Source organism: Roseibacillus ishigakijimensis (assembly GCF_016595415.1).
GTDB classification, from domain to species: Bacteria; Verrucomicrobiota; Verrucomicrobiia; order Verrucomicrobiales; family Akkermansiaceae; genus Roseibacillus; species Roseibacillus ishigakijimensis.
The window spans coordinates 47,898-65,860 of sequence record NZ_JAENIO010000022.1 but is presented as its reverse complement, the minus strand read 5'-3'; the positions used below and the strand labels follow the sequence as shown (position 1 = coordinate 65,860).

14 protein-coding genes and 1 pseudogene are annotated in these 17,963 nt (G+C 61.1%); 3 read left to right on the top strand and 12 right to left on the bottom strand.

All coding sequences use genetic code 11. The features are described 5' to 3' along the window. A pseudogene (locus tag JIN78_RS09995) lies at positions 1 to 339 on the top strand (hypothetical protein); the annotation flags it as partial. A gap of 108 nt (positions 340 to 447) precedes the next feature. After that, a complete protein-coding gene (locus JIN78_RS09990) occupies positions 448 to 963 on the top strand; it encodes a DUF3592 domain-containing protein (RefSeq protein ID WP_200391819.1) in 516 nt (171 codons plus the stop codon). Positions 964 to 1,054: 91 nt separating this feature from the next. Here the strand turns inward: JIN78_RS09990 and JIN78_RS09985 are convergent, their stop codons facing one another. The 5 genes from JIN78_RS09985 to JIN78_RS09965 all read right to left on the bottom strand — a co-directional run bounded on the left by JIN78_RS09985 (position 1,055) and on the right by JIN78_RS09965 (position 8,071). Continuing rightward, positions 1,055 to 3,919 carry a DNA polymerase I gene (locus JIN78_RS09985; protein ID WP_200391818.1) on the bottom strand — a complete coding sequence of 955 codons (2,865 nt, stop codon included), beginning with the start codon at positions 3,917 to 3,919 and terminating at the stop codon, positions 1,055 to 1,057. A 102-nt stretch (positions 3,920 to 4,021) separates the two neighbouring features. Further along, entirely contained in the window at positions 4,022 to 5,023 is a 1,002-nt protein-coding gene (locus JIN78_RS09980; RefSeq protein WP_200391817.1) for an SMP-30/gluconolactonase/LRE family protein, read from the bottom strand. A 48-nt stretch (positions 5,024 to 5,071) separates the two neighbouring features. Then, the gene (mgtE, locus tag JIN78_RS09975) at positions 5,072 to 6,469 is read right to left on the bottom strand and encodes a magnesium transporter (RefSeq protein ID WP_200391816.1); all 1,398 of its coding nucleotides are present in this window, start codon (positions 6,467 to 6,469) and stop codon (positions 5,072 to 5,074) included. 121 nt (positions 6,470 to 6,590) lie between these two features. Further along, a complete protein-coding gene (locus JIN78_RS09970) occupies positions 6,591 to 6,800 on the bottom strand; it encodes a hypothetical protein (RefSeq protein ID WP_200391815.1) in 210 nt (69 codons plus the stop codon). Between the two features lie 29 nt (positions 6,801 to 6,829). Continuing rightward, positions 6,830 to 8,071: a Na/Pi symporter gene (locus tag JIN78_RS09965; RefSeq protein ID WP_200391814.1), complete on the bottom strand. Its 1,242-nt coding sequence runs from the start codon at positions 8,069 to 8,071 to the stop codon at positions 6,830 to 6,832. 161 nt (positions 8,072 to 8,232) lie between these two features. Between JIN78_RS09965 and ppk2 the strand changes: the two genes are divergently transcribed. After that, positions 8,233 to 9,132, top strand: a complete 900-nt coding sequence (ppk2, locus tag JIN78_RS09960; RefSeq protein ID WP_200391813.1) for a polyphosphate kinase 2 — start codon at positions 8,233 to 8,235, stop codon at positions 9,130 to 9,132. A 17-nt stretch (positions 9,133 to 9,149) separates the two neighbouring features. On the opposite strand, the gene JIN78_RS09955 is transcribed toward ppk2, so the two are convergent. The 7 genes from JIN78_RS09955 to JIN78_RS09925 form a co-directional block, all read right to left on the bottom strand. Further along, the gene (locus JIN78_RS09955) at positions 9,150 to 11,531 is read right to left on the bottom strand and encodes a tetratricopeptide repeat protein (RefSeq protein WP_200391812.1); all 2,382 of its coding nucleotides are present in this window, start codon (positions 11,529 to 11,531) and stop codon (positions 9,150 to 9,152) included. 52 nt (positions 11,532 to 11,583) lie between these two features. Continuing rightward, the gene (locus JIN78_RS09950) at positions 11,584 to 13,500 is read right to left on the bottom strand and encodes a VWA domain-containing protein (protein WP_200391811.1); all 1,917 of its coding nucleotides are present in this window, start codon (positions 13,498 to 13,500) and stop codon (positions 11,584 to 11,586) included. Positions 13,501 to 13,506: 6 nt separating this feature from the next. Continuing rightward, positions 13,507 to 14,511 carry a VWA domain-containing protein gene (locus JIN78_RS09945; protein ID WP_200391810.1) on the bottom strand — a complete coding sequence of 335 codons (1,005 nt, stop codon included), beginning with the start codon at positions 14,509 to 14,511 and terminating at the stop codon, positions 13,507 to 13,509. Next, positions 14,504 to 15,163, bottom strand: a complete 660-nt coding sequence (locus JIN78_RS09940; protein WP_200391809.1) for a hypothetical protein — start codon at positions 15,161 to 15,163, stop codon at positions 14,504 to 14,506. Before JIN78_RS09940 ends, JIN78_RS09945 begins: the two co-directional genes overlap by 8 nt. After that, positions 15,160 to 16,053, bottom strand: a complete 894-nt coding sequence (locus tag JIN78_RS09935; protein ID WP_234037912.1) for a DUF58 domain-containing protein — start codon at positions 16,051 to 16,053, stop codon at positions 15,160 to 15,162. The genes JIN78_RS09940 and JIN78_RS09935 overlap by 4 nt, the downstream gene beginning before the upstream one ends. A gap of 96 nt (positions 16,054 to 16,149) precedes the next feature. Continuing rightward, positions 16,150 to 17,100 (bottom strand): DUF5685 family protein, encoded by a 951-nt coding sequence (locus JIN78_RS09930; protein WP_200391808.1) that lies wholly within the window; start codon positions 17,098 to 17,100, stop codon positions 16,150 to 16,152. Between the two features lie 43 nt (positions 17,101 to 17,143). Further along, positions 17,144 to 17,932 (bottom strand): hypothetical protein, encoded by a 789-nt coding sequence (locus JIN78_RS09925; RefSeq protein WP_200391807.1) that lies wholly within the window; start codon positions 17,930 to 17,932, stop codon positions 17,144 to 17,146. Positions 17,933 to 17,963: the final 31 nt, after the last annotated feature.

Sequence of the window (17,963 nt, the reverse complement as noted above, 5' to 3'; positions counted from 1 at the left end):
GCAGAAGCAGCCAAGAAGGCGGAAGAGGCCAAGAAAGCTGAGGAAGCGAAGAAGGCCGCGGAAGCAGCCAAGCAGGCGGAAGAGGCCAAGAAAGCCGAGGAAGCGAAGAAGGCGGCAGAAGCAGCCAAGCAGGCGGAAGAGGCCAAGAAAGCTGAGGAAGCGAAGAAGGCCGCGGAAGCAGACAAGAAGGCGGAAGAGGCCAAGAAAGCCGAAGAAGCCCAGAAGGCTGACGAGGAGAAGAAGCCAGCTCCGGCCGAGAAGAAGGAGGAGCAAACTCCTGAGCAACGGGCCAAAGAGGCTATCGACAAGTTGCGCAAGGCGGCGCAGGGCGACGCCTGAAACTCAATTCATCCTTTTACCATTCTCAAAGGCGCTCCAGTGACGGAGCGCCTTTTTTCTTACAGATGAGGCTATCCACTATTCCCAAGGGAGGCTAGCCTGCGCGCGATGAAGGCAGGAACGGCGGGCAGCTTCTATTTGATCGGGATTGGACTTCTCCTCGCGGGCGTGGGCGGCATTTTCACCGCTCTTTTGGGAAGTAGCTATCTGCGGGCTCGCAGCATGGACCAATGGCAGGAGACTCCTTGTGTGATTTTGGAATCGGAGGTGCGCGAACGTCAGATCGGCCCGGCGGTGCCCGTCGATTACAGTTTGGGCATTCTTTATGGCTACGATTTTGCCGGGGAGCCCTACAGCTCCGAGAATTACGATTTACGGGGGAATGCCTGGGTGAAGGAGTCCGCCAAGATTCGCGCGCTGGTGCAGAAATTTCCGGCTGGCAGCCGCCAGATCTGCTGGGTCAATCCCGCGCAGCCCGCGCAAGCCGTGCTCAAGAAGGAAACGAAGGCCCCAGGCTACTCCTTGTGGTTTCCCGTCCTTTTCGTAGTCGGCGGACTGGGCTTGATCGCACGGGCTTTGCTCAGAATTGTGCGACCGGCGAAGCCGACTGGAGAGGAAGACTAATCCTAAGTTTCCCCGCAATTGGTCGCTCGTGATGTCCGCATCAGACCCGCCTTCCGCTTAGGACTTGAAATTCTCAGGGGGATAGCCGCTCTTAATGGGCCTCCAGCCAAGTGGCCCCGGTGCCGGTTTCGACCTTGATGGGCACGCCGTTGGGAAGTGGCAGGGCCTCCTCCATGGTGCGGACGATTTGCGCGGGGAGGGTGCCGCTTTCACTCTCGTGGAGATCAAAGAGCAGTTCGTCGTGCACCTGTAGGAGCATCTTGGACTGCGTCCCTTCCTTCCCTAAGAGCTGGGCGGTTTCGATCATGGCCAGTTTGATCATGTCGGCAGCGGTGCCCTGGATGGGGGTATTGATGGCGGCGCGCTCGGCATTGGCGCGCACGGTGCCGTTGCCGGACTTGAGGTCCGGGAAGTAGCGGCGGCGTCCCCGCAGGGTCTCGACGTAGCCGTTCTCCTTGGCGGACTCGATGGTGGTGTCCATGAACTCGCGGATTTTGGGGTATTCTTTCCAGTAGGCCTCGATGATCTCGGAGGCCTCGCCGCGCGGAATGGTGAGGCGCTGGGAGAGGCCAAAGGCGGAGATGCCGTAGATGATGCCGAAGTTGACCATCTTGGCGGTGCGGCGTTGCTCGCTGGTGACGGCCTCGCTGTTGACGCCGAAGACTTTGGCGGCAGTTTCGGTGTGAATGTCGCGGTCCTTGCGGAAGGCTTCAATCATGGAGGGGTCGCCGGAAAGGGCGGCCATGATGCGGAGCTCGATCTGGGAGTAATCGGCGGCGAGGAGGGTGAAGCCGTCGCCCCGGGGGACGAAAGCCTTGCGGATTTCCCGTCCCAGCTCGCTGCGGATGGGGATGTTTTGCAGATTCGGATCGCTGGAGGCCAGGCGTCCGGTGGCGGCGATGTGCTGGTGCAGGTGGGTGTGGATGCGGCCATCGTGGGGGGCGACCTCGCCGGGGAGGGCGTCGACGTAGGTGGACTTGAGCTTGCTGGCCTGGCGGTAGAGGAGAATGTCGGCCGCGATGGGGTGCTCGGCGGCGAGGAGACTGAGGGTCTGCTCGTCGGTCTTGTATTGGCCGGTGCGCGTCTTTTTGGGCTTGTCGACGAGCTTGAGCTTGTCGAAGAGAACCTCGCCGAGCTGCTTGGGGGAGTTCAGGTTGACTGGCTCGCCGGCCGCACTGGTGATGCGCTCGCTGACCTCGTCGATGCGGCTGCTGAGCTCGCCATCGACCTCGGCCAGGCGCTCGGGATCGAGAGTGATTCCCTCGGCCTCCAGGGCGACGAGAACGGGCAGGAGGGGGGCTTCGACCGTTTCGTAGACTTCCGCAAGGCCGTTTTCTTGCAACAAGGGACGCAGCAACTCGGCCAGCTGCCAGGTGATGTCGGCATCCTCGGCGGCGTATTCGGCAAGGGCCTCTAGGGGAATGGCCTTCATGTCGAGAGCGGGCTTTTTCTTTTTCCCTCCGCGCGTGTTAGTGGCCGCAAAGAGGTCCATTTGGTCAGAGTCCTCTTTGGCCTTTGAGTTTTTCGTTTTCGCTTTTTTGCCCTCTTCACTCTCGGCCTTGTTCTTTTCGGCAAGCGCTCTTTCGGCCAACTCAGTCAATTTGATGGTCTGGTAGCTGAGAAGGTTCTCGGCCAGTCGGTCCATGGTGTGGCGTTGCTCGGGGTAGAGGAGGGCATGGACCAGCATGGTGTCGAAGAAGGGCCCCGCGACCTCGATGCCGTGGCTTTTGAGGATGTGGAGGTCGAACTTGAGATTGTGGCCGATTTTTTCCGCCGGGAGGGCGAAAAGCTTCTGTAGGCGCGGGTGGTGGACGCGGTTGTAGGGCAGGTAATAACCGCTGCCGCTTTGGAAAGAAAAGGCGATACCGAGGATGTCGCAGCCAAAGCGGTCGAGAGAGGTGGTCTCGAGGTCGAAGCAGTAGCGGTCTGCTTTTTCGAGGGCGGCGAAGAGTTTCTTTTCTTGGGCGGGAGAATTGACCAGCTCGTAGTCCGGCCGGGTGTCGGCGATGGTGCGGAAGCTGGTGGCGGGCTCGGGGGCGGCTTCCTCCGAGGTGGCTTCGCTGGCGTTGTCGCCGAAGAGGCGCTTGGCGAGGGTGCGGAATTCGTATTCGGCGAAGAGCTCGCGGATGGCGGTCTCGTCGTAAGGACTGAGGGCCAGATCCTCGAAGCTGACCTCCAGGGGGGCATCGCGCATGATGGTGGCGAGGTCTTTGGAGAGAAGAGCGTTTTCGCGGTTTTCCTCGATTTTTTCCTTCTGCTTGCCCTTGAGCTGGGCGGTGTTGGCGAGAAGATTTTCGATGGAGCCGAATTGGTCGATGAGCTTGACCGCGGTCTTGGGGCCGACTCCGGGCACCCCGGGGATATTGTCGGAGGCATCGCCCATGAGGCCGAGGAGGTCGATGATTTGGTGGGGCTCGTTCACGCCCCAGATTTTGGGCAGTTCGGCTTCTCGGATGACTTCGTGGTCACCACCCTTGCGACCGGGGCGCCACATCGTGCTGGTGGGGGAGATGAGCTGGGCGAAGTCCTTGTCCGGGGTGACCATGAAGGTGTGGAAGCCACCGCGCTCGTCGGCGGTCTTGGCGAGGGTGCCGATGAGGTCGTCGGCCTCGTAGCCATCGATTTCCAGCAGGGGAAGGGCGAAGGCTTGGCAGAGCTCTTTGCAGGCTGGGATGGCCGCGCGGAGTTCCTCGGGCATCTCGTCGCGATTGGCCTTGTAGGCGGGGTATTTTTCGTGGCGGGGAGTGGGGGCGGAGGTGTCCCAGGCGACCGCGAGGTGGGTGGGCTTCTCGGTCTGGATGATGGAAAGGAGGGTGTTAGTGAAGCCGAAGAGCGCGGAGGTGTTCACCCCCTTGGAGTTCATGATGGGATTGCGGATGAAGGCGAAGTGGGCGCGATAAACGAGGGCCATCCCGTCGAGGAGGAAGAGGCGGTTGGGCTCGGGTGCTTCAGTCATGGGAGGAGAATTGGCAATCACGGGCCCGGAAAGAAGAACGAAGTCCGCTTGCCGGGCTTTTTTCCACAAACCGGGCAAGCGCACATTCAGGTTCCTCTTTGCTTACTGGTGGTGCGGGCGCCGGGGGCCACGGGTCCGGGTCTGCACCCGGAGAAGATCGTGATCGGCGGTGAGGTAGAGCACCGAGTAATCGTCCCCGCCCCAGGCCAGGTTGGCCGTGCGGCGTCCGGTGAGGATGCGACCGAGAAGCTTGCCCTCGGGCGAAACAATGAAGACTCCGCCGGGGCCGCTGCTCCAGATATTGCCCTCGTGGTCGACTTTGAGCCCGTCCGGAGCACCGGGGAGCTGTGGCTCCAGGGTGGAAGCGTCGAAAAGCACCCGGCCCTCCCCCAGCGAAAGGTCGTCTTGCACCGGATAGGCGATCACGTGGGGGGCTGGGCCGTGGGACTGGGCAATGTAAAGGGTCTGTTCGTCCGGGGACAAGGTCACTCCATTGGGGCGGTCGAGATCGGCGATGACGAGGTTGACGTCACCATTCTCATCCCAACGGTAAACGCCGTTTTCCTCCAGTTGACGCTCGGGACCGTTGCCTTGATTGGGCAAGCCATAGGGCGGGTCAGTGAAAAAAATGGAGCCGGACGAGTGAACCACGAGGTCGTTGGGGGAATTGAAGCGTTTGCCTTGGTAGGTGTCGGCGAGGGTCATCTTGCCGCCATCGGCAGTGAGCACCGACAGCCGGCGGTCCCCGTGTTCGCAGGTCAGGAGACGGCCTTGGGCGTCGAAGGCGAGGCCATTGGAGCCGGGCTCGCGGGAATTCTTTCGAGGACCGCTGAAGCCCGAGGGCTGGAGATAGACCGAGAGACCGTCTTTCTCCGACCAAGCGTGAACGACATTGTTGGGCACGTCGGAGAAGAGGAGGCGCTGCTCTGCCGCATCCCAGACGGGGCCCTCCGACCAATCGAAGCCCGAGGCCAGCACCTCGATTTCGGCTTCGGGCGAGAGCAGTGTTTCAAAGGCGGCATCGTGGCTGACGATGCGGGTGGCAATGGTCTCCTCAGCGGAGAGCGGAAGAGCGCAAAGGGCGAGCAAGAGGGAAACTTTCATCCCGCCTAGGCAATGAAAGTTTCCCCTCTGCTGTAAAGCCGGAAGCGATCAGACGAGGTGCTGCAGCACGGCCGAGGCCAGGGAGAGCACGAGGAAAAAGCCGCACATGTCGGTGCAGGTGGTCAGGATGGGACCGCTGGCGAGGGCGGGGTCGACCTTGCGGCTTTTGAGCAGAAGGGGAACCAGGCCACCGAGCAAGACGGAGAGAACAGTGTTGAGGGCGAGGGCCGTGGCCACCACCGCACCGAGGACGAGATTGCCTTTCCAGATCGCGGCAACCGCGCCGAGGAGGAGGCCCAGCAGGGTGCCGTTGATGATGCCGACGAGCCCTTCTTTGGAAATGACGCGGATAAAATCCTTGGGTTTGAGAATCCCGAGGGTGAGCTCGCGGATACTCACTGCGACGGCCTGATTGCCGCTGCAGCCGGACATGTCGGAGACGATGGGGAGAAAGACGGCTAGGGCGATGACTTCCTGCAAAGTGGCTTCATTGGCCGCAATGACGCTGGCGGCGGCGAGATTGAGCACGATATTGGGTGCCAGCCAGGCGAGGCGCTTGCGGCACCGGTCGAGCAGGGGCATGGAGCGCAATTCTTCCCCGTCCACAATACCCTGCGATTGCAGATAAAGCTCGGTCTGCTCGTCGGAGGTTTCGCGCTGCACCGTGTCGCGGGGCACGACCCCGAGGAGCCGACCTTCGTCATCCACCACCGGAAGACCGAGGAAGGGCTTTTTTTTGAAAATCTCCGCCAGGTCGTGGAAGTCGAGTTTGTCCGAGACGGAGAGCGGATCGGGGATCATCAGCTCCCGGATGGTCTTGCTCCGTGGGGCCCAGAAGAGTTGCCGGAGCTGCAGCACCCCCTTCAGTTTCTTCTCCTCATCCACCACGTAGAGATACTGGATGTCGCGGTCGGAGTAGTCTTCCGCGCGATCATGGAGGTCGTCGAGGAGCTCCCGCACGGTGGTGTCCTGATGAAAATTCACCGGGCTGCCCCGCATGAGGCTACCGGCGCAGCCTTCGGTGTAGGTCAGGCGGGCCTTCAGCTCGGTGAGGCTGTCGGCATCCGCGATTTCGCCCAGGATTTCAGCGGAATCCTCGTCTTCCAGTTCGCGCAGGAGGCGGCTGCTGGTTTCCGGGGGGAGATGGCCCACGGCCGGGGCGGTTTGTTCGCTGGGCAGGGTTTCAAGCAATTCCACCGCCTGGGCTTCGGGGAGTTCCTGCAAGAGTTGGGCGAAGTCTTCGTGCGGCAGGGTGGTGACGAGCGCTTCGCGATTTTCTGCCGAGAGACGGGAAACCGCTCGGGCCTGATCCTCGGCTTCGAGGCCATCGAGGATTTCCTTGGTGGTGGTGGCGTCTTCAGCCTGCAAGGCTTCCTCGAGAGCTTGCCAAGTCTCGCTCTCATCGATTTCATCAATCAGCTCGATGACGGTTTCGGGGGGATTCATGGCTTTGAGCCTAACGGGTCTTTCGCGTTTGGCGAATGCGGGATGTGCAATTTTTTAAGAAAAAAGCCATCGTCCCCGGGGTGAGGGTGGGGACGACGGCTTTGTCGGGGGGGAAGTTTTTTCAGGCGCCCGGCTTCTCAAAGAGACTTTGCCAAAAGGCCCGGAGTCCGCGGAAGCGCGTCTCGACGGCGTCGAAGTATTCCTCCAAGTGCTCGACTTCTTCATGCTGTTCGGCCTCGAGCACTTTGGCGATTTCTTCTTCCAGGCGGGTGACGTCGGCGCGCACTTTTTCGAGTTCGGCTTCCAGGTTTTGGCGGCGGATACTTTTCATGGGAAAGAGGGGTTGAAAGGTGAGGAGGGCTAGTGAGAGGATTCGATTTCTTCCACTGCGGACGGGGCCTTGTTGCCGGACTTGTCGAAAGCCGAGCTGACCCCGATGAGGATGGCGGGGATGAGGAAGAAGGTGCCCACCACGTAGGCCAGGGCGTAGAGTTTTTGTTTGGCCGCCACTTCGGCGAGCCATTCGGCGGCCTTGATGGGCCACTCCCGCAGGATGGGGAGGCCGAAGATGACGAGCACGCCCAGGATGTTGTAGAGGAGGTGGACAATCGCGATCTGCATCGCAAAGACGGCCGTCTCGCCCGAGATGGCGGTGGCGGCGAGCAGGGCGGTGATGCAGGTGCCGATATTGGCGCCCAGGCAGAAGGGATAAATCTGGCGCAGGGTGAAGACGCCGGTGCCCGCGAGAGGAACGACGAGGCTGGTGGTGGTGGAGCTGGACTGGACCAAGACGGTGACCAGGGTGCCGGAGGAAATCCCGGAGAGCGGGCCGCGGCCAATGGCGGTGTGGAGAATGGCCTTGGCTTTGCCCACCATCAGCTTGCGGAGCAGCTTGCCGATGTAGGTGATGACGAGAAAGATGAGGGCGATGCCCCCCACAGCCATGATGATGCCGGTGGCCATCGGTCCCAAGCCCGAGAGGAGGTCCTTGACGAGGGTCACGGGCGGCTTGGTGAGGGTTTTCATGAAGTTGAGCTCACTCATGGACAGGCTGGCCGAACCCACCATGGGCTGCACGATCCAGGCGGAGAGCTTTTGCAAGGGATGGAAGAGCATCTCCAGCGGGAGGAAGATGACGACACTGATGAGGTTGAAGAAGTCATGCACCGTCGCGGCGGCAAAGGCGCGGCGGAATTCCTGGCCATCTCGCACGTGACCCAAGCTCACCAGGGTATTGGTGATGGTGGTGCCGATATTGGCTCCCATGATCATGGGAATGGCGATGCCCACCGGAAGCCCGCCAGCCACGAGAGCGACGATGATGGAGGAAACGGTGGAGGAGGACTGGATGAGGGCAGTGGCCACGGTGCCGATCACCAGACCCGCGAAGGGATTGCTGGCAAAGGCGAAAAGCTCGGTCGCTTTATCCCCGGTGGCGGTCTTGAAACCTGTGCCAATCATGCCGACGGCAATCAAAAGGCCGTAAATGAGGAGGACGACCGTGATCCAGCGCAAGGCCTGATTCCCTTCTTGGGTCTCGTGGAGAGAGAGCCCTTTCTCTTCGGCATGATCGTTGCCTTCCGTGGTGCTAAGTGAGGACATATGAATCACTTGGAGAAAGGCCCGGGAGGAAGCACCTGTAATCGCGTGACGTTTTCGCCACATATCATAATATATAGATATATCAAGTTGGTATTGAGTGACAAAATTGTCACAAAAGTCCTCCCTCCTTTTTGCCAAGGACCATCCTAAGAACTGCCGGCATGAGCCCCGAAAAAATGGCAGAACACTTCGAGCGCATCCGCGAAGATTACGTGGATCAGTTCGATGAAGAGTTGGAAATGGGATTGGAGGAGGCGGAGGAGGATAGCCGGAATCACGAGCTGGATCGGGGTTTTCGGCGGGAGTATTTTCGGGAACTTTACCGTCTCCAGGTGGAGTTGGTGAAGCTGCAGGACTGGGTGGTGGAAACGGGGCACAAGTTGGTGGTTCTCTTTGAAGGGCGGGATTCCGCGGGCAAGGGCAGTGTGATTAAGCGCATCACCCAGCGGCTCAATCCCCGCATCTGCCGGGTCGCCGCGCTGCCGGCTCCGAACAGTCGCGAGCGCACGCAATGGTATTTCCAACGCTATGTGGAGCATCTTCCGGCGGCGGGGGAAATCGTTCTCTTCGACCGCAGTTGGTATAATCGCGCCGGGGTGGAGCGGGTGATGGGTTTTTGCTCCGAGGAAGAGTATCAGGAGTTTTTTCGCTCGGTGCCGGAGTTCGAGAAAATGCTCATTCGCTCGGGGATACAAATCGTGAAGTATTGGTTTTCCATCAGTGATGAAGAGCAGGAGTTTCGCTTTGAGTGCCGGAACCATGATCCGCTGAAGCAATGGAAGCTGAGTCCGATGGATTTGGAGTCCCGCAAGCGTTGGGAAGACTACACCAAGGCCAAAGAGGTGATGCTGCGGCACACTCACATCCCGGAGGCACCCTGGTGGGTGGTGCCGGCTGATGATAAGAAGAAGGCGCGGCTCAACTGCATCACCCATCTGCTCGAACAGGTGCCCTACGAGCATGTGGAGCGGGAGATTGTGGATCTGCCTCCGCGCATCCACCATGAGGACTACGAGCGCCAGCCCGTTCCGGAGGAGATCATTATTCCCCAGAAATTCTAGGCGCCGCCGGGCTGGAATCAGATGGATTCGAGGCCGTCGCTGATGATCCAGCCGCGGGTGTGATCGGGCAGTTCGATATAGGACCAGGGGCCGCGTTCGGCCAGCACCCGACAGGCAGTCGAGGGGCCGGCCTTGAGGATGATGCTCCCCCCGGCGGAAGGCTCGCTACGCACCGGGCTGGCTTCCGAGCTTACGACCACCGCATTGACCGGGGGGGCTGTGCTTTCTTTGCGAGGATGGAAGAAGAGGACGAGGGCCAGAGTGAGCAGGGCCAAGCCGGTGCCCAGCTGCCCGAGGGTGGAGAGGCGTTTGCTTTTCGCGTCCGGCCGGGCAAAGCGCAGGAGGAGGAAGATGGCAAAAGCCCAGGCGGAGGCGGCGAGCAAGGTTCGCAGCAAGCTGCGGGAAGGCCAGCCGGGGGCCGCGTCGGGGAGGGTGGAGATGGCCCCCATTTTTCGCTCGAGGAAGGCGAGATTTTGGCGGGCTTCCGGATGCTTGGGATCCAGCTCCAAGGCCCGATGGTAGAAGAGTCCGGCCTTTCCCGGTTTGCCGAGGCGGTAGTGGCAGTTGCCGATATTGAAGAGGAGGTCGGGGGTCTCCTGGTCCTTGCGCGCAAGCTCGTAGGCAGCGAGGGCCGCTTCGTAATCGCCTTCGTTCCATGCGCGCAGGGCCTCCTCGTGAAAGGCCTCGGCCTGATGAGGGGTCCCCAGAAGGAGGAGGGCGGGGAGGAGAATGACTTGGCTCAAGCGCTTCTTCAATTGGGCAAGGATATCCTCCCGGCGGCTGGCGGGGAGCTCCGGTTCTTTTTCCCCGGGTTGGAAGCACCGGGCATCGCGCTCCGCGATCAGCTCGGCCACGAAGTCATCGCCTTTTTCTCCCTCGCGCTCGGCCAGATTGGCCGCTGCACGGAGAAACTCGCGCGCGTCACTTTTGCCGCGCAGCTCTTCCAGTTCCGCTTGCAGACGGGCTTTCTCCGGGTCCTCCTGCCGGAGGCGGGGTAGGTGGCGGCGGACGATGAGGAGCAGGAGGATGACCACCACGAGGGCGGGCAGCACCTGCCACCAGGGGAGGAGGGAAGGGCCGCTGCGGGCGCGATAGGGCTGAGGGTCAATGAGGCCGAGGATGTCGGTCATCTCAGGCACGGGCACCAGTCCTGCCGGCGGGGGAGCGGAGGAGCCCGCGCCGGAAGCGAGAGGGGAGAGGGTGAGCGGGATGGGTTCGCTACGCAGGGTCTCGTAGCTGGTGGTAGCGGGGTTGAAGAAGCTCAGGGTGAAGGAGGGAACTTCTTCGATGGGCACCAGGGGGCGCAGGATTTGGCTGAAGTTCACCGTGCCGCGATTGCTCCGGCGGGTGTCGTCCGTTTTGCGCGAGGGGGGGTAGGTTTTCCAATTTTTCTCCGGGGCCTCCAGCTCTGGCGCGGCCAAGGTGTCGAGATTCCCTTCTCCCGAGACCGCGAGATTGACCATCACCGGATCGCCCGGCTTCAGTTCGCCTTCCTGGTCGAGGGTGGTCTCCAGGGTGAAAGCTCCCACCGCCCCGGCAAATCCCTCGGGGGCCCCGGCAGGGAGGGGGAGGGCCTCGAAGCTGATGGCAGGCAGCTCCAACTCGAGATTGTAGCTCCGGCTCATGCTGCTGTAGAAGCCGCCCCTTTGGGTAGTGGTGGAGATTTGCACTTGCAGCCCTTGCACCGTTCCGGGGCCAACGGTGACGGTGCCGTCGCTCAGGGGAGCGGCGATGGTGACGTAGTTGACCACCTGGTAGCTTTGGCCGTCGACCTTGACCGTGCGGGGTTGGAGGGCATTGGGGCTACGGGGACGCACGCGCTGATCGTAGCGGGGAGGGAAGGGGGCTTCCATGCGCCAGGCCCCGATGTTGTCCTTCTCGATTTCGGCGTAGCCGATGCTGCGGACGGGCAGATTCTCCGGCAACAGGAGCTTGGCGGTCAGGGGCACCGCTTGTCCGGCATAAAGAGAGCCGGTGGGGTAGAGGATGAGGCTGCCGATGCGGTAGTTCTGGTTATTGATGGCGAGGGTGTTCCACTGGATTTTGTCAGCGGGGAAGACCTCCATGGCAAAGGTTTCCGAAACTTGTTCGCCCGATGCCAGCGGGATGCGGAAGGCGGGCACCTCTTTGACCCCTGGTTCGGCGGCCGAGACGCCGATATTCAGGCTGAGAAATTGCTCGTTGATGTAATCGGGCTCAAGGGTGCGGAAGCTCAATTCACTGGCCTGGGTGGAGCTTAAGGAGCCATTGGGCCGTTCGCCTTCGATTTGCACGTTGAGCAGGGCTTCTTCGCCGACCAGGACCTGGGTGAGAGGGAAGGAGGAAGTCACCTTCTCGCCGCGCTTCTGGGCCGCGACCGTGAGTGGGAGGGTGAGAAGAAAGAGGAAAAGGAGTCGCATCATGTTTCAGTTTGAAAAAAAGCTCACAGGGAAAAAGGGGTGGAAAAGAGGCTTACCAGTCTTTGTTGGGGGTGAACTGGCGGCCGTGTTTGCGGAGGGCTTCCTGCTGGATGTCCGCGTTTTCTTCCAGAATGCGGCGGGCAAATTCCTCTCCGCTCTCGCCTTCGCGAGGGGCCGGGCGCATTTCGGGGGCTTCTCCCGGAGTTCCGGGCCGGTCTTGCTGGCCTTCCGGACGATCATTCGCGCCCTCACCCTTTTCGTCGTCTCCCTCCGAGCCATTTTCGCCTTCTTGCGGGTCCTCGCCTTCGCCTCCCTCCCCATCTTGGCCCTCTTCGTCATTGTCCCCATTCTCGCCCTCTTCGCCCTCGTTGTCGCCCTCCTCCGGCTCTTCTTCGCCGTTCTCGCCTTCGCCGTCCTCTTCCTGTTCTTCCTGGTCCTGCTGCTCTTGTTGCTGTTGTTCTTGCTGCTTTTGCAGGATTTCGAGGGCTTGGGCCGCGATGTCCCGCCGGGTGCGGGCAAATTCATGTTCGTTGTCGAGGGTGAGAGCGGAGTCGTAATGAGCCAAGGCGTCTTCCAGCAGGGAAATGGGGGTTTCCAGCTGGCTGGGGTCCGTCTGCAGCTGTTCGTAAGCCCGTTGGTAGAGGGTGTTGCCCAAGTGGCTGTGGGCATCGCGTTGCAGGGTCTGGTTTTCGCTCAGCAGGGCCTCGCCAAACGCTTCGGCGGCCTTTGTGAAGGCCTTGCTCTGGTAATCGCTCAGGCCTTGTCCGAAGTAGGCCCGGGCCCGCTCTTCTCCCGCGCTTTCTTCTGCCGCTTTGCGGAAATGCTCGCGCGCGGTTTTGCTTTCGCCCTTGCGGAGGGCCTGGGTGCCCAGGAAGCCTTCGAGCGGATTGCTCCAAGCCTCGGCCCGGGGAGTGAGGCCCACCAGCAGGAAAGCGGTGAGGGCGGTGAGCACCGGGCGGGCGCTGACCATGGCGGGCCGTGCTGGCGGCCACAGGTAGCGGAGGAGGATGCTGGCGGTGAAAAAGAGCATGGCGGTGATGAGGAACCATTGAAAGCGTGGGACGGGCTTGCGCTGCACGCGGCCCTCGTCTTCGAAGGCGTCCAAACGACTGATAACGGTATCGATGCTTTCGGTGAAGTTATTCTGGATGCCCTCCAAGTAAAGGCCTCCCGTGTCGGCGGCCAATTCTTGCAAGGGCTCGGGGGTGAGGCGCGAGAGGACGGGGCGTCCTTCCCGGTCGCGGAAGCGGCCATCGCTCTCCTCCCCATCGGGGACGAAGTCGCCTTCCCGCGTGCCCATCCCGATGGTGACCACAAAGACTCCGGCCTCGCGGGCGTCGAAGGCGGCATCGGCGAGCTCTCCTTCGTGTAATTCCCCGTCGGAAAAGACGATGAGACCATGGGTGCGCTGACCAGTCTCCTTGAAGGTCTGAGTGGCGAGGTTAATGGCATCGGCGAGGTTGGAGCCCCCCGAGGGCACGTTGTTTTCGTCCAGTTGGTCGAGGGTTTCGCGCAGCGCGTTGTGGTCCACGGTCAGCGGGGCTTGCAAGGCGGCGGTGCCGGCAAAGGCCAGGAGCCCGATGCGTTCCTCCGGAAAGCGGTCGAGAAATTCGTAGACCGCGGTCTTGGTCGCCTGCAGCCGGTCGGGGGCAACGTCGCGCACCAGCATGGACCGGGAGACATCGAGGGCGATGATGATGTTTCGTCCCCGCACTTGGGAGGTCACTTCGCGTTCCCCCGCATTGGGCTGGGCGAGGGCCAGGATGAGGAAAAGAAAGCCGAGGAGACCGCAGGCCAGCGAAAGCCAACGGCCATAGGGCGAGGCGGGAGCCACCAGCTTTTTCCGCAAGCGGGGGGCGACTAGTTTTTGCCACGCTTCCCGCCGTTGTCGTTCCGCGAGCCAAGCTCCCAGAGCCAGCAAGGGAACGAGCAGGAGGAGAAAGAAAAAAGCGGGTTCGGCAAACTTCATGACAACTCAGGGTTGGGGTGGAAGGGAGAGAGCTTGGGCCAACAGGGAGGCAAAGGCGCACAGGGTGGCGAATCCCAGCACCCAGGGATAAAAGTCGGTGGCTTGCACGGTGCTGGAAATACGGGCTTCCGATTTTTCCAGCTGGTCGATGCTATCGAAGGTGGCCTCCAGGGAGCGAAAGTCGCGGGCCCGGAAGAATTCCCCACCCGTCACGCGGGCGATTTCTTGCAAGGTTTCCACGTCGAACTCTTGTCGGGGAATGGCCATGATGTTGCGCCCCACGCGACCGTCCTCCGTCCCGATGGCGATGGTGTAGATCTTGATGCCCAGCTCGGCAGCCAGCTCGGCCGCTTGCTTGGGGGAGAGTTTGCCCGAGTTGGAAGCTCCGTCAGTGATTAGGACGATGATGCGGGACTTGGAATCGCGGGCATCCAGGCGGGTGGCAGCGGCGGCGATGGCCGAACCGATGGCTGTGCCCTGTTCCGCGATGTCATTGATTTGGACGTCTTGCACCGCAGTCTGCAACCAATTGTGGTCCAGGGTGAGGGGGCAACGGGGGAAGGGCTGCCCGGAGAAGACGACCAGCCCCATGCGGTCGTTGGGGCGATTGCTGATAAAGGGCTTGAGCACTTGCTTGGCCGCGTCGATGCGCGGGATGGGGCGGCGCGCTCCGGGGGGAAGGAAATCGGGAATGTTCATCGATTCCGACAAATCGAGGGTGAGGAGGATGTCGATGCCGGAGGCCTTGCGGGCGATGAAGGTCTCGCGATGTTGCGGTCGGGCCAAGGCCACCAGACCGGCCACCAGGGTGAGGGTGAGGAGAATGAAGGCTACCCCGCCCGGGCGCATGCGGGGTTTCTGGCCCAGTGAGCCCAGAATGGCGAGGGAGGAAAAGGCGAGAGAGGAGCTGGCCCCCTCGCGCTTTTGCAAAAACCAGAGGGCCGGCACCGCCAGGATGCCAAGGAGCCAAAGGGGCTGGGCGAAGGTGAGCTGCCGGAAAAATTCAATCATGGTCCAAGTCAATGACGGGCTCGGGTTGGGCGAGATGGGTGAGCAGGGTGTCGGTGCGCACAATGAGGTCGTGGGCTACCGCTCCCGCCGGGGTGGGTGGGGCGTATTGCTGCTCCCCCAGCTCTGCCAGGAGGTCGGCGGTTTGGCTGCGATCGGGCTCGCGCAGGCGGCGCAGGCGTTCTTCATCGGTGAGGAATTCCTCCCGGGTTTGGAACAGAGCGCGCTCGGATTTGGAGGCAGCGAGATATTCCCGGAGGAGAAGGGAGAGACGGGTGGCCACTTCCGAAAGGGGTGCCGTTTCGCTCTCCTCCCGCAGGCGGGCCAATTTTTCCTTCGCCTCGGCGAGGGCGTCAACTCCCGGGCGGCGGGGTTCGTCCTTACGCTGACTGCGCAAAATGGCCTTCACCGCTAGGGCGGACAGGAGAAAAATCAGCAGTAGAGTCGTGACAATGAGCCAGCTGGGGATGCCGAGAAGATGAGGGGATTGGGTGATCTCTTCTTCCGGGGTAGCGGGCAGTTCTGGGATCAGCGAGGTCGCCTGTTCGGCGGCAGGCTCCGCCGGGGGGGGCGTGGATTGCGCGGAGGAGAGGCCGTGACTCAGGAGCAGCAGACCGCCCCCGGACCAGAAGAGGGAGTGGGAGCTTCGCATCATGACTGTTTCCTTTTGGCTCGGCGTTGGAAGAGGCCATGGAGGACCTTGAAGGGGTCTTCGTTGCTGGCGAGGGCGGCGTGGTCGATGTCGTAGCGTTTGAAGGTTTTTTCAATGCCCTCGCGGTAGCGCCGGCTGAGCTTGGAGAAGCCCATGCGCACGTTGCTATTGGAGGTATTGACCACCCGCTCGTAGCCGGTCTCGGGGTCGATTAAAGTGACCTTGCCCACGGCCGGAAGATCTTGCTCGATGGGGTCGAAGAGGCGCAGCGCCACCAAATCGTGCCGTTGGGAGAGGGTGGCGAGAGATTTGGTGAAATCCGCGCCAATGAAATCTGAGAGCAAGAAGAGAAGGGATTTCTGGCGAATGGCTTTCATCATCACTTTGGTCGCGGCGGGAAAATTCACGGCACCCGCCGGGGAGGGGGTGGCGAGGATTTCCCGGATGCAACGGAGGATGTGCTTGGTTCCTTTCGCCGGGGGGAGGTAGAGAAGCGGTTCGTCGGCAAAGAGGAGGAGGCCCACTTTGTCGCCATTGTCGCGGGCGGAAAAGGCGATGAGGGCGGCGATTTCCGCAGCCATCTCGCGCTTGGAGAGTCGCACCGAGCCGTAGTTCATGGATGCGGACAAATCGACCGCGATGATGGCGGAGAGCTCGCGTTCTTCCCGGAATTTGCGGATGAAGGGCGTGCCCAGCCGGGCGGTGACGTTCCAGTCGATGAAGCGGATTTCGTCGCCGTGCTGGTATTCGCGGAATTCGTCGAAATCGAGCCCTTGTCCCTTGAAGGAAGAGTGGTAGTCGCCCGCGAAAGTCTCCTTCACCAGTCGCTTGGCCCGCAACTCCAAACGGTGCACGCGGGCCATGATTTCTTCTATTTCGTCGGGGTCAGTCAAAAGGCAGTCGGGCTGTTACTGGGGCAAACGATAGTCGGGCTGGCAATTGTCTCAAGTATGGAGCGCGCTTACTTTTTTTGCCTGCCAGACGGCCCCTCAGTCGCAGAAGCCGCAGGCAAAACCACCGCTGGAGCAAGAGCAGCAATCGCCATCGCAAAAGTAGCACCAGTCGCAGCGGCGCTCGTCGCGACTGCGTCTTTCGGCCCGGCGTCGTTTTTTCTCGGTTTTCGCCGGGTCCTCGGTGGCGCGGGGGAGGTGCTTTCTGGTCTGGGCCACCACCTGGGCCAAGACGGATTGCTGGGGATGGGGTGGGAGGAGGCTGACCTCCCGGGCCAGGCTATCGTGCTCGCTCTCCATCAAGCTGCGCAGTTCGGGCGGAGGGGTGCGTTGCAGGGGATTGTAGCGGGATCTTTTGCGGTCTTCCGGCCAATCCCGCCAGGCATCGTCCCAGTAGATGAGGCGGCCGAGCGATTGCCCGATGCTTCTCATCCGGGTCTCTTCGGGGCTTTCTTTCTGGGTAAAGGCAAAAATCTCTCCGTAAGCTTGCGCGGTGGCCGCTGCCGCTTGCCGGGCATCGGGATTGTCCTGCTCGATGGAGGTTTGCGACAGAATGGTGGTTGAGACCTCGGCAGTGGGAAAGCCTTGGCTGTTGAGGCGGGCGATGGCCTTGTCGAGAGCAGGGGCTAAGGAGATTTTTCCGATGCGCGCCGCCAGACGCCGGAGGCCACTCTCGTCCCCGGCATCGTCCTGCAGCTTGACCCCTAGAGCACAGAGAGTGACATCGGCGGCATAGGCGACTCCGGGAGCGTGGTCGTAGAGGAGGCGGGGCTGGGCGAGGGGATTGCAGCAGGTGCCCCAGCGGGGCGGGTGGTCTTCCTTCATGGTAGCGGCCAGGGCGAGAAAGGTGGCATCGCGATTGATGAGAAAGCGGGACCACGGGCCAAAGTCGTGGCTCATGCGGGTGGCGAGGCCGCAGAAGTGACCACGCCACAACCCCGGGGCGCGTCCGCAACAGTCTGCCCGGGGGGCTTGGAGAAAACCAAACATCCTTTCTAAAGCTGATCCGCAGGTAGGTTGGAAGCAAGACGATTTATGACTTTCTTCGATTGTTTCGGCTTCGTTTGCTTATCCAAAAAAATGTAGGAAAAGCGATCAAACTGATGAAAGAGGGCTCGGGAACGGCGATTCCGGTTGCTTGCAAATTTGAGACGTAAAGTCGGGCGTTGCTATCGAAGTTGTTTTGTATTCCCGTCAATGTTGCGTTGGTATCGCGGTCGGAACTGTGAACCTGGCTAATCCGGATTCCTGAATACATTCCTTCCGAAGTCACGGTGAAGGTTCCGTAGAATCCGTCTCCCGCTTTACTGGTTAGCCTATTCATCGAAAGGATCGCAGAATTCAGACCCAATACCTCAAATTCGACTCCTCGCTCTTGGGCGTCCCGATCGCTATTGTTGCCTAAAGTGACCGCTTCGGTGGCAAAACTTGCACCTTGGGAATTGAGAAGTTCGATTTCCCAGTTGCTGTGTTGCCAGGCCAAGTCCAGTCGGAACGTTCCGCTCCTAACAAACTCGTCGAATTCATAAATCATGCTGAAACTGCCACTTTCGAAATATTGCTGAAGTGGGTATGCAGCGGTGGTTCCCGTAGCCGTGTCATTCTGGAACACGCTTGCTGGCGGAGCCGGGTTGGCTACGGTTGGGGCGACTCCGAAGTGGTTCTGGCCTCCTACAACCAGAGTGCCCGCCGTAGCATCAAGGTATCTGATGGATTGATTGGTAGTGTTATTGACGTGCCGGGCTGTGTAGCTGACTGCTGCCGGAGTCGGCAAAGTGGCGGCTAAGAATAATAAGGTGGAATAATTAATGGGGGTATTCATTTTTTAGAGACACGGTCCGTGTTTGATGAAA